Source organism: Gordonia phosphorivorans (assembly GCF_042432625.1).
GTDB lineage: Bacteria > Actinomycetota > Actinomycetes > Mycobacteriales > Mycobacteriaceae > Gordonia > Gordonia phosphorivorans.
Window position 1 is genome coordinate 1 of sequence record NZ_JBHLWV010000008.1, and the last position, 12,541, is coordinate 12,541.

The window sequence follows — 12,541 nt, forward strand, 5'->3', positions numbered from 1 at the left end:
CCGGCGATCAGCATGCAGCAGAATCGCGCGGCGGTCCCGTCGAGGAGGCCGAAGGCGGCGGTGGCGGCGGCGATCGCCGGGAAGCTCCCGATGAACACCGCGCGCACTGCCGTTGAGGCGCGAGTCCCGTCGCTGGTGAGCTTGGCCAGTGCCGATTGTGTGGCGGCATCGAGGCGCACTGATATGTGGCTGGGCCGGGACTCGTCTGTGGTTGGTCTCCCCAGCGGCTCATCGGTTGCATCATCGATGACGTCTCCCTCGTATACGAGCACATCTCGTCGCCAATCTTAACTGGTAGTCATCGCTTCCTGGAAGTGATGACTACCTGGAACTCATGGCTTCCTATCGTGAGCCTTGAGGGGTGACCAGTTCTCTCAAGTCGACCCTCGGCGCGCAGGTGCGCGAGATTCGTCGTGGCCGGGGGCTCACTCAGGAGGCGCTCGCTGAGCAGCTCGAGGTAACCCCGCGCTACCTCGCCGGAGTCGAACGCGGCGAGCGGAACCTCACGTTGGACTCCGTCGATGCACTGGCGCAGCAGTTGGGCGTGGATGCGGCAGCGCTGCTACTCGCTCAGGGATAGACCTGACGCATCCGCGTAGCTTCCAGCGTGCGATACTTCGACAAGATGTCGCACAGCGACGGCAAGTCTGAATGATGCCGCTTATCTATACGATGTGAATGGCTCCAGTCGACCTGATTCGAGTCGACTTTCACCGTGACTGCGCCTGAGCCTCGGTGCGACCGGCTCAGTACGCGTGTGGACCAAAGCAATCACAGAAGGGCACCAACTCAGTGACGATCACCCAGCAAGAGCTCGAGTCCAGGCTTTGGGACGCGGCAAATGCTCTGCGCGGCCCCGTTGACCCAGCCGACTTCAAGACCTACGTCTTTCCGATGCTCTTCTGGAAATGGATCTCTGACACCTGGGTGTACGAGCACGACATGGCGCTTGACGAGTATGGGGACGACCTCGACGACGAGATCGAAGCTGACTACCACCGATTTGAGATGCTCGAAGGCACGCTATGGTCGGAAACCACGACGAAGGTCAAAAACCTCGGTGCGGAGATCGCGAGCACCTTCCAGCGGATTGAGAAGGCTAACCCGCGCTCGCTTGCCGGAGTCTTTGGTGATGTTGCTTGGGGTAACAAGGAGCGAATCCCAGAGTCAGCACTTCTTGACTTGATCAAGGCCTTTAACAAAATTAAGCTCGATCCGACGACGGTCTCCCACGACCTTCTAGGCGCTGGATATGAGTACTTGTTGAAGAACTTCGCCGACGAGTCAGGGAAGAAGGCGGGGGAGTTCTTCACACCCCGCGAGGTCGTCAACCTGCTGGTAGGAATCCTAGAGCCGCAGCCGGCAGAGTCCGTGTACGACCCTGCCTGCGGCTCGGGCGGGATGTTGGTCGCGACTATCAACCAACTCCGCGACGCCAACCTGGATCACAGGACTCTGCGCCTGTACGGTCAGGAGATCAATCTAACCACCTCCTCGATCGCGCGGATGAATTTGTTCCTGCATGAGATCGAGGACTTCGAGATCAAGCGAGGGGATACGCTCCGTGCCCCCGCCTTCAAGGACGCCAGAGGTGCTCTGCGCACTTTCGACTCTGTAATCGCCAACCCGCCGTTCTCGCTCGCGAACTGGGGAGCGGACCGTTGGGCAACCGACCCTCGAGCCCGGTACGGCGTGCCGCCTGCGAAGAACGGCGACTTCGCATTTATCCAGCACATGATTGCCTCGATGACGCCAGATTCTGGTCGGGTTGGCGTCGTTATGCCACACGGTACTTTGGTCCGGATGGGGACCGAATCCAGTATTCGACAGAAACTCGTTGAGGCCGATTTGCTTGAAGCGGTTATCGGACTGCCGCCCAATCTCTTCTACTCCACAGACATTCCGACTTGCATCTTGATCTTTCGAGCCAATAAGTCTGCTTTTCGCGCCGGCAAAGTGCTCTTCATCGATGGCTCGGCCCGGTTTGAGAAGGCAGTCAACCGGAACTCGATGACCGCCGCTGACGTTGATGCCTTGGTTGACACCTACCGGAGCGGTACCAAATCAGCCGATGTGGACCGTATTAACGTCCGACTCGTTCCGATTGACGAGATCGCCAGTCGAGATTTCGACTTGAGGCTCGGTCACTACATCACGGTGGCGGCCGAAGAATCAGCTGATCTTGGCAGCACGCTGACGGCCTACGCGGACAGTCGAATAAGGCGCATCGCAGCTGAGGCAGACATGTTTAGACGGCTTCAGGCGGCGGGGATTGATCTGAGCGCAATTGAGGTGAGCGATGACTAAGTGGCGCGTAGTACCAGTAGCTTCGGTTGCAAAACAGCGCCGCGAAGCGGTCCGGCTCGAACCTGGCGTCGAGTACACCACGATGGGCGTCCGCTGGCATGGCAAAGGGGCGTACAACCGCGGAATCGGCACCACTGACACAGTCAAAGCGAAGACGCTCTATCGAGCGCGTAGCGGCGACTTCGTCTTTAACAGAATTGATACGCAGAAGGGGGCGTTTGATGTCGTCCCGGATTCCCTTGATGGTGCCCTCGCAAGCAATGAGTTTCCGCTATACGAGACAGATCGTGATCTCTTGCTTCCCCAGTTCTTGCTGATCTACTTTAAGCAGAGCGCAGTACTTCGTGCGATCGAAGCATCGCGGGGCGGTTCGGAGGGACGGGCTCGCTGGAAAGAGCGAGACTTCGAATCGTGGTCGGTTCCATTGCCGGACTTGGGTATCCAACGCCGGATCGTAGATCTCATTACTTCTGTGGATCGCTGCGTTTCTGCGCTCGACAAGGAGTCCGGCGGGTCCGGCAGCCACTTGGGCTCGCTCATTGGGTTCCGCGCTGCTCTAACGACGTCGCTCCTCAACCAGGAGATTGAGATTCCTGAGTCCTACGACGACCTATTGGCGGAGGCCTCCTGACATGGCATGGACAGAGTCGTCCACAATCCAGCGCTCCTTGCTCGAATGGGCAGAGGAAGCAGGCTGGGATCGTCTGCATGGCGATGAGCTACCCCGAGATGACCATGATGTCGTCATCGAGGGGTGGGCTCGAGAGTCGCTAGTTGCGCTGAACCCCGAGCTCGGCGATGACCCTGAATCCACTGACCTAGTCCTGCACGAGATCACCCAGGCGGTGCTGGATGCCCACAACGGGCTCGTCTCCGCCAATGAACGGCTCACCGTGATGCTACGCGGTGATCACGCGTTCACGACGATCAACGGTGACCACGTTCCACGCAGGCTGATCGACTTCGTAGTGCTCGAGAACAACCGATTCACAGTCGCCGATGAGGTGAGGATCGCCGGATCGGTCAAGCCCCGGCGATTCGACGTCGTTTACTACGTGAACGGATTCCCGCTCGTGGTCGCGGAGACGAAGACGCCTGTGAAGCAGCAGGTCTCGTGGGTGAGCGCGGCGAAGGACATCTACGACGTCTACGAGGACGAGTACCCGAACTTCTTCGCGACCAACGTCTTCAACATCGCTACCGAAGGCCTAGAGTTCCGGATGGCTCCTATCCGTGCTGTGCCTGATCCAGACTCGGAGATCTGGGCTCCTTGGGGTTCGACCGAGGACGACCCGAAGGTCATCACGGGCCCGGCCCGAGTTGATCGCTCGGCGAGGTTGTTGCTGCGCCCCGAAGTGATCCTCCCGATCCTCAAGGACCTCGTGATGTTTCGTCATGCTCGAGATGCCTCCGAGACCGACATTAAGTTCCTCCCGAGGTACCCGCAGTTCGAGGCAGCCCTGGCGATCCACGACAAGGTGCTCGCCGACGGGCGTGGCGGACTGATCTGGCATCACCAGGGCTCGGGTAAGACAGAGCTCATGGCTTTCGCCGCAGCACGGCTCCTGCGCGATGATGCGGTCGTCGAGAAGTTCGGCAGTTCGCCGACCGTGATCGTTATCGCGGATCGCAAGGATCTTGTACGCCAGACCGCGGAAATGTTCGAGACGGCCGGTATGCCGCGTCTGACGGTGCCCCGCAACCGGCGTGAGTTGCACGAACTGCTCCGCAGCGGAGACCCGGGGATTGTGATTACCACCGTGCACAAGTTCGCCGAGGCTGGGCACCTGAACGACAGGTCGAACATCATCGTCCTCGTTGACGAGGCGCACCGGTCGCAGGAGGGCAAGTTTGGCGATGCATGGCGCGCGGCGGTGCCGAACGCGAAGTTCTTCGGCGCGACGGGCACGGCGATCCAGGATAAGGACCGCTCGACGTTCAAGCTCTTCGGTGACCCGTCCGACCCCGACTTCGTGATGTCGAGGTACACGCCGGAGCAGTCCATTGCGGACGGGTTCACGAAGCCGGTCATAGTGGAGGGCCGATCGGTCGGCTTCAGCCTCGACAAGGAGGCGCTCGACGAAGCGTTCGATGAGCTGGCTGAGATCGAGAACCTCGACGAGGAAGAGAAGGTCTACCTCTCCGGCAAGGCCTCGCACATCGAGACGATCCTGTCGAACCCCGATCGCGTCGCCGCGGTCTGTGCCGACATCGTCGATCACTTTCTCGCCTACGTCGCGCCTCTGGGGCAGAAAGCTCAAGTGGTCGCGTACAACCAGAAGTTGGTTATCGCGTACGCGCGCGCCATCGAGGAGGAGCTCGAGCGTCGCGGCGCGGTCATGTTCGACGGGCGACTCCGTGAGGTCGGAGTGGTGATGCACGTCGCCGACAGCAAGGACACGCCAAAGGAGCATCAACAGTACCTGCTTACGCCAGAGCAGGAGGAGGCGCTGAAGCGACGGTTCAAAAAGGTCGATGACCCGATGTCGTTCGTCGTCGTCACCGCCAAGTGGATGACCGGTTTCAACGCACCCATCGAAGGAGTGCTTTACCTCGACAAACCGGCCAAGGAGGCCAATCTGTTCCAGACCATCACGCGGCCGAACCGTCCCTGGAAGAACCCGGTCACGGGACAGCGCAAGGACTACGGCCGTGTCGTCGACTACATCGGTCTCGCCAAGGCAATCGGCACCGCGATCGCCGGCCCGAAGCTGAGCGTGGACGACGAGGACGAATTGAACGTCGTTGACGTATCCAAATTGGCAGGCAAGTTCGTCGCCGACCTCACGAAGCTCCTCCATCTTTTCGCGGGCATCGACACCGTGGATTCCTCATTCGAGTCCCTCGCAATAGCGCACGAGCGGATACCCGATGGCGGTACGCAGCGCACAGAGTTCGTCGACGGTTACGTGGCTCTCCAGACGGTCTGGGAATTCCTGGACCCGCACCCTATGCTGTTGCCGTTCAAGCAGCAGTACTTCTGGTTAGCGAAGGTCTATGAGTCGATTCGGCCCAAAGATGTCTCCAAAGCCTTCCTTTGGGCGCGGCTCGGGGCGAAGACCACGGAGCTGATCCACGGCCACATGAACGCAGTCGTCGTGAAGTCGATGGCCTCTAGAACGGTCACCTTGGATGCGGCCGGGCTCGCGCTGGTGAAGCGCATCGCCGAGCAGCTGCGGCTGTCAAACACCTCGCCAGATGGCCAGGAGCGGACTGACGTTTATCAGCAGGTGCTCGACTCGATCGAGGCGCGGCTTCACCGTCGTCTCGCTGAGGGAGAGAGCCGAGTCTACAAGTCGCTCGCGGAGAGAATTGAGAAGCTTCGGACGAAGGCGGTCGAGAACGTCGAGGACTCGTTAGCGTTCCTGGAGGAGGCACTCAGGATCGCACAAGACGTCGTCGCGGCAGACCGCGCCGCAGAGGCTGGGGATGAAGAGGAACTTGAACGCCTCGCCGACCCGAAACGCGGTGTGCTCACCCAGATTGTCGAAGAGAACACGCCGCAGGGGCTGCATCAGATCGTGCCGGAAATTGTCGAGCGCATTGACGCGATTGTCGGTGAAGTCGCCTACACCGGCTGGACTTCGAGTGACTCGGGCGATAAATCTGTTCGACGCGAGCTGCGTGCGGTGCTGAAGAACTACGGACTTCCCATCAAAGGCGACCTGTTCGACCGCATCTATCAGTACGTGAGAGAGAACTACTAGATCGCGGCGGTCCGTCCCTTCGATCTGTGGTCCGTGATCTGGGCGAGCCACAGCACCGTCGGTCGCGGGCACGCCAACGCTCTAGGGTGTTGAGCATGGTGAGTATTCCGGTAGTTCTCGACAATTTCGCGTGGCCGACTCGATCCGCGGCAGAGGCGGCGTTTCGGAGTATCTTGCGGAACTCCGGGTACGCCGTCGGCGACGTCATCACGGATCCTGTGCACCACCAGATGCTACTCGAGGTCCTTGACCGTCATCCTGACCACCTTGAGAAGATCGGCCCCGGGGTTGAGGAGTTCTTCGTCGCCAGGACCCGTGACGCGAGTGGTGTCTTTGTCGGCGCGAATGCCATCGGGATCTGGATTCGAAGAACCGACGGGGACGAGATCGACTTCAGCTATCGCACCGCCATTCACCAGCCCTCGCCTCGCTCCGATGCCAAGGAAGCGCTGCGCACCGAGGTAGACGATCGCAGGCAGGCATTCAGAGAGCACCGCTTCGGTACTGGAGAGACAGTGCTGAGCGATCTGTCCGGAGTCCCAACGGGCGACGTTCGAGATGCCCAGGTCATCTACCTCGCCCCGACCTGGGGGCAGCTCACTTACCGGTTTGCCGAACTCGAGGGCGGCTGGACACGATTGGCAGTAGCGCCTGCGTTCGCGGGCGTCGCGGCAGTCGGGTCGCGTCTCGAGGACCGAGATCAGGCGACACGGTGGTTGGCGTTCCACGCGCAGTACGCCGATCTTGGTCTCGCGTCGGCATCCGAAGCAGCACGACGCACTCAAGCTGACGAGCTTGGGTGGGCTATCTCGAGCGACAACTAAACTTCGGAAGCCCGGCGCGTCGCTACTACGAGCACGGCCGCGATCTCTTTCTGGATTAGCACGGGGACGCCCAGACCGTCGAAGTTCTGATGGCTGAGCCACTCCACGGCTTCAGCCCGCGACCACGTATCGACACCGACGTGCTCAGCGATCGCGACCGTCGCCGTCCGAGACAAGCCCATCGACATGAGCACGACTTCACTGGCGCGAGACACTCCGAGTTCGAGCATCATGGCGTAGTCGGGACGATCCGTCGGTTCCAGGCCGAGTTCGGAGGCATATAGAGCCAACAGGTCCGAATAACAGGCGAGGTACTTGGGCGCATGGAATCTTGCGATCGATTCGATGTCTCGCATAACGTCACGTATGGCCTTGGCGACCGGGATCTTGGAGAAGGAGATCCGCTGCTCGATCAGCCGCGCCAGCGGCATGCCCTTCATCCAGTTGACCACTAGGTTCGCCAGTTGCCACTTTCGGAGGTCTTCTCCAGGCCGAGGCTTACCGAAGACATCAGTCATCGTCGCTCCGATTCTCACGAGCGCCTCTTGGAACCGCGGCTTTGCATCGGGCTCTTCAGGGAGTGGAAGCTCGAGCTCAGCTGGAGTCTTCGCTGACGACCGGAAACTGGAGAGAAGCCGCTCCATCGAGATAGAGGAAATCCCAGTGTGACGCGTCAGAAGATCGACTGGAAGCTCGGACTCGGTTGTTGCGCGTACGATCGCCGCTTCGATCTCCTCTCGCTCGGAATCGAGCGGTACCCGGTTGAGGAGGGCACTGATCGGCTCTCCCTCCAAGCGTCTCGAAGACAAGTACGCGAAGAGCCCCTCGGCGGTGGTGTCGCTGTGCACCTCATCGGCGGACCGGATGAAGGAGAGCAAGCCTGATGTCTCGTCCAATCCGGCGTTCACTGCTCGCACGATGGGAGACCTCTTCCGTGCAAGCGGAAGATTGGGCCAGATCCCGGGAACATCCGTGTCGATGCACACGACGTTTCCTTCGAATTCTTTGCCCCAACGTCCTGCTCGTCCGGCTAAGTTCCAGAAGTCTCCCTCGCTCAGCGGGTGTCCGACGCCCTTCTGTGGGTTACGCATGAAGATCGTGCGGCACGGCAGATTGACTCCTTCGAGCAGGGTCGAAGTGCACACGAGATAGTGAATCTTGCCCGTACCGAATAGACGCTCGATCTCCGATCGCACGACGAGGGGCATGTTCCCGTAGTGGAACGCCACCCGTCGTTCTAGAACATCCGCGAGCAGATATTTACTATGCACGGCAGTCTTGATGAGGTCTCGCAGATCACTGATTTCCGCGTCTGGTTCGTCTACTGGCGGGAGCTGCTCAAACATCGCCTTCGCGACCTTCTCTGCTTCGCTGGCGGTGTTCACGTAGATTACGTTGCCCGGGTTGCTCCCGGCCAGCGCGTGAGCCACGAGAGCGATTCTCATCGGCACGGTCACTGCCCGCTGGGCGAGCTCGATCTCGCCCAGGTGATGACGATTTCCGTTTGACACGAGGGATACGGCCCTGCGCTGAGGCTTGCGGTAGACGCCTTCTATCCAGACGAGATTCTGATTGACGGTTACCGCTTCCGACACGAAGTGGTCCGAGCGCTGATCGGAAGCCGCATCCTCGATGAGGATTTCGGGATTGGAGCTTAGCGGGCTGGCGAACAGCACCTGCGCGTTCGGACTGCGACGCACCGTGCGTTCAATCGCTTGTTGCAAGAGCACCCCGCGGGCGTCGCTGCCTAAGGACTGCGATTCGTCGACGAAGAGGAGGTCGACCACGAGAGAAGGGAACAACTCCAGAGCTAGGTGAAGCCTCTCCTGAGTTACTACGAGAATCGACCTCGTCGAATCCGCGAGGTCTGGATCCCAGGGCATCGAGAAGACGTCGACGTCCGCTGGCGCTTCCGTGCGCAGGTCGCGCGAGACTTCTTCGATCAGAGCGCGCGTAGGGACGAGATACACCAGGGTGAAAGAGGCCCTGCTTCGCGCGATCTCAAGGAAGTGCTCGCGGACTATCCTGGACTTTCCTGCCGAGGTGGGGGCAGAGACGCTCAACCAGTCGTTGCTGTCGACCGCGTCCCAAAACCTTCTCTGGAACGGGTTCACAGATAGAATCCGCCCGTCCGACAGACTGACGGAATGATCGATGCGGCTTCGGATAACCTCCATCCGAAGTGCGGCTGGCAGCTCGAGCCAGGCATCGACTGAAACGCGATCGCGGGTTTCTGCCAGCTCCACGGCCGGGTGATTCCCGCTGCGTTCGAGGAGAACGGTGGCCGCGGTCCGATGAGCATCGTCTGCGTCCGTTGCCAGCATGCAAGCAGTAGCGATGCGGAGAATTGCCGATTGCGCGCGCTCTGACTGGCCGGACGTGATCGCACTGGCATACAACAACGCGAAGTTCCAGTCGATGGGCGAAGGCTCTTCGTCCCACTGGATTGTGGGGAACTCGCTACGCATGGTCAGCTTCCTCGAAGCTTCGAGGACATCGCGGAACTTCTGAGACCTGAAGACCAAGTCCTCGAGTTCGGCCGTTCCTGTCACATCGCACCCATTCGCTTGAGAACTCGCGTGCGCAGAGCGTTGACGTCCGGCATGGGGATGCAGAAGAGGTCGATGTTCACTCCAACGAGCTCGAACTCATCGAGGCGGCCACCTATGGTCTCGTGCCATCGGCCGACCTGTTGAGACAGCGCTTGATGCTGTTTCTCGTCGAGCGCGGACAGATTTGGATACTTCTTGTGGTCGAACCCAACCAGGCAGACCCCGTTCCATCGGACTCGTAGCGTTTTCGGATTCGATTCGTCGAAGTACTCGAGGAGGTGCGCGGCGAGTGCGGCCTGCGACACGTTCAGATGATCCCGGACAAGCAACAAGTCGCGCTTTCGTTCCTCGACGCCGTCGTCCTTGAGGAAGGGGGCGATGCTTTCGAAGCAGTCTTTGAACGCCGCTGAACTTGATTGATATAGCTTGGACTCTCCCCAGTAGACGTCCAGAACGCCGTCTTCTGCGAGGCTCGCGTGGATTCCATCGGAGCCGTGGACATGCATCGCGGAACTCGTCTTCAGCGGCATCTTGGAGATGAGCTGCGGCCGTCCTAGCACCCGCTCGAGTAGGAGGAAGAGGAGCAGCTCACCGCCTTCGCCGGAGCCGGCGGACTTCACGAAGAGGTCTCGCGCCTGCTCGTTGAGGCTGACGATAGGGGCGGCCGATCCGGTCCGCGCACTCTCTGCCAACGCCCGCTCGATCTTGTCGCGAGGGATGCAGAAGTCGACGGCCGCTTCTGCCATGGCCCCTGCCAGTTGCTCGACGGCAGGAGCGCCGTTCATGTCGTGAGCGACGAAGTGAGTCCGGACCAAAGTGGCTGTGCCAGGAACCGTCACAGCATCCTCGAACGGAGGGAGGAAGTCGAGCAGAGACCCATTCCCGCCCCGCACAAGCGCCTGGAACCTCTCGATGACTGACGCTTCTTCAACCATTGAGCCCCCTGGAGTCATGAACGTCTCTGAGCAGAGGTCTTGCGACGCTGCACACCTGCGTGAAGCCTATCGTGAGCTGGCGCAGCACCTGCGTATGGACGAGAGCCCACGCACGGGGAGGATAGGGCTCTGAAGGAAACGCTCGCTGTAGAGATCTGCAGCGTCGGCGAGAGAGCCCGTCTGCACTTGAACACTGCCCTTGGTCGTCACGTCACTCCCATCTTTGAGAGCGCCCAACTGACGTAGATGGACTCCGCATGCGTATCCCGCGCGACGACGATGTGCGGGCCGATAGGCTGCCCGTCTATTAACGGGCTCTTCGGATCTAAGAGTGCGTAGGTGAGGTTCGGGCCGAGCGCGGGCGACCACAACATGTAGGCGGGTCCTGGGTGTGATCATGGAAGTTCCTACACACCCTTGACGCACACCACAGGACCCATGGCTGAGCTTACTTCCGATGTTGCCGACACGATCTGCCGAACCGTCGAGTTGGGCGTGACGATCACCGGTGCGGCCGTCGGCGCCGATGACCGGACCCATGTTTTCTGCGAGGTCCTCGACCCCGATCGACGATGCCCGGACTGCAACATTGCGGGTCAACCACGAGATCGGGTCGCACGGGTCCTGACTGACACGCCCGCCGCCGGCTATCCAGTCCTCCTGCACGTGGCGCTTCCGCGGTTCGTGTGCCACACCAGCGACTGCTCCAGGTCAGTCTTCCGCGCCAGGATCGACCACATCGCCCGGCCGCGAGCAGTAGTAACGACCCGGACCGAACGCTGGATTTTGCAGCGCATCGTGGTCGACAAGATGAGCGTGGCCGCCGTCGCCGCGAACCTCGCGATCTCGTGGAGCACGGTCAACCAGATCGCCACAGACGCCGCTCGCGCACTGGTCTACGACGGAGACCACCTCGACGGGGTCCGGTGCCTCGGTGTGGACGAGCACAAGTGGAAACATGTTCGCGGACAAGGGGAACCGAGTTTCGTCACGGTCCTGATCGACCTGACTCCGGTCATCGACGGGACGGGCCCGGCACGCCTGCTCGACATGATCGGCGGACGATCCAAACAGGTCCTCAAGCAGTGGATGGCCGCCCGAGACCAGCAGTTCCGGGATCGGATCAAGGTCGTGGCGATGGACGGATTCACCGGCTACAAGAGCGCCACCACCGAAGAACTTCCCACCGCTCGGGTGGTGATGGATCCGTTCCACGTCGTGCATCTGGCCGCGACGAAATTGGACCGGTGCCGGCAACGGGTCCAGCAGCAGGTGTGTGGGCACCGGGGCCGTAAAGACGACCCGCTCTACAAGATCCGCCGGATCCTGCATACCCGCACCGAACTCCTCACCGACAAGCAGAAGATCCGACTGTTCGAGTCGTTGACCAGCCACGACGCACACGCCGCCGTGGAGATCACCCATCAGGTGTATCAGCAGCTCATCGCCGCCTACGAACACCGACACCGCCGCGAGGGCAAGAAACTCATGTACAAGATCCTGCGACGGATCCGCACCGGACTACCCGCCGGCCTGACCGAGCTCGCTCAACTCGGACGAAGCCTATGGAACAGGCGCGCCGACATCCTCGCCTACTTCGACACCGGCGTCTCCAACGGACCCGTCGAAGCCATCAACGGACGCCTCGAACACCTCCGCGGAATCGCCCAAGGCTTCCGCAACCTCGACCACTACATCTTGCGGTCCCTACTGCACTCCGGTCAGCTCGCCGAAAGGGTCAACGCACTCTGAAATACGAAGAGCCTATTAACGATGCAGTTCTTAGGAGCTCGAGGTCAACGGAGCGCTCAATCGCGACCCGTTCGGTCATAAGGAGGCCGCTCAGAGCGCGATTGACCTGATCTCCATCAGTCGAGAAGCGGCGGATACCCACCTCATAAACCAACTTTGGCACCCGGCAACTATTCATAAGGTGCTCGGATAGATCGCTGGATAAGTCCCCCAGAAAGAACCGCGATAAGAGTTGGTAAGCTGAACATTCGACGGGCTTCTGGGCGTTCGCGACGCTCCCGCACGTAGGGTTAGGCGCAAAAATGGCTCCTGACCGGCGCAAACGCAGGAGATCCACTACCCACCCCGAGAAATAACTTTCTCCGGGGCCAACTTCTCACTGGTGTGCGGGGCGGTGGTGCTGGGGGTGCGGTTGCTGGGCGCGTCGACGCGGCTCACGGTGGCGATGGGGTTGGTGGCGATGC

At 60.6% G+C, this 12,541-nt stretch carries 8 protein-coding genes; 6 read left to right on the top strand and 2 right to left on the bottom strand.

Features of this window, described 5'->3' with window-relative positions; all coding sequences use genetic code 11:
• Positions 1-361: 361 nt before the first annotated feature.
• The 5 genes from ACFFJD_RS02370 to ACFFJD_RS02390 all read left to right on the top strand — a co-directional run bounded on the left by ACFFJD_RS02370 (position 362) and on the right by ACFFJD_RS02390 (position 6,838).
• The gene (locus ACFFJD_RS02370; RefSeq protein ID WP_382360364.1) at positions 362-580 is read left to right on the top strand and encodes a helix-turn-helix domain-containing protein; all 219 of its coding nucleotides are present in this window, start codon (positions 362-364) and stop codon (positions 578-580) included.
• A gap of 212 nt (positions 581-792) precedes the next feature.
• Entirely contained in the window at positions 793-2,307 is a 1,515-nt protein-coding gene (locus tag ACFFJD_RS02375) for a type I restriction-modification system subunit M (RefSeq protein WP_382360367.1), read from the top strand.
• A complete protein-coding gene (locus tag ACFFJD_RS02380) occupies positions 2,300-2,938 on the top strand; it encodes a restriction endonuclease subunit S domain-containing protein (RefSeq protein WP_382360370.1) in 639 nt (212 codons plus the stop codon). The genes ACFFJD_RS02375 and ACFFJD_RS02380 overlap by 8 nt, the downstream gene beginning before the upstream one ends.
• A gap of 1 nt (position 2,939) precedes the next feature.
• The gene (locus ACFFJD_RS02385) at positions 2,940-6,014 is read left to right on the top strand and encodes a type I restriction endonuclease subunit R (protein ID WP_382360373.1); all 3,075 of its coding nucleotides are present in this window, start codon (positions 2,940-2,942) and stop codon (positions 6,012-6,014) included.
• A 95-nt stretch (positions 6,015-6,109) separates the two neighbouring features.
• A complete protein-coding gene (locus ACFFJD_RS02390; protein ID WP_382360376.1) occupies positions 6,110-6,838 on the top strand; it encodes a DCL family protein in 729 nt (242 codons plus the stop codon).
• Here the strand turns inward: ACFFJD_RS02390 and ACFFJD_RS02395 are convergent.
• Together ACFFJD_RS02395 and ACFFJD_RS02400 are read right to left on the bottom strand one after the other, a co-directional pair.
• Positions 6,835-9,390 (bottom strand): DEAD/DEAH box helicase, encoded by a 2,556-nt coding sequence (locus ACFFJD_RS02395; RefSeq protein ID WP_382360379.1) that lies wholly within the window; start codon positions 9,388-9,390, stop codon positions 6,835-6,837. The genes ACFFJD_RS02390 and ACFFJD_RS02395 overlap by 4 nt on opposite strands.
• The gene (locus tag ACFFJD_RS02400) at positions 9,387-10,325 is read right to left on the bottom strand and encodes a HamA C-terminal domain-containing protein (protein ID WP_382360382.1); all 939 of its coding nucleotides are present in this window, start codon (positions 10,323-10,325) and stop codon (positions 9,387-9,389) included. The genes ACFFJD_RS02395 and ACFFJD_RS02400 overlap by 4 nt, the downstream gene beginning before the upstream one ends.
• Before the next feature lie 438 nt (positions 10,326-10,763).
• On the opposite strand from ACFFJD_RS02400, the gene ACFFJD_RS02405 reads away from it, so the two are divergent.
• Positions 10,764-12,077: an ISL3 family transposase gene (locus ACFFJD_RS02405; RefSeq protein ID WP_382360385.1), complete on the top strand. Its 1,314-nt coding sequence runs from the start codon at positions 10,764-10,766 to the stop codon at positions 12,075-12,077.
• Positions 12,078-12,541: the final 464 nt, after the last annotated feature.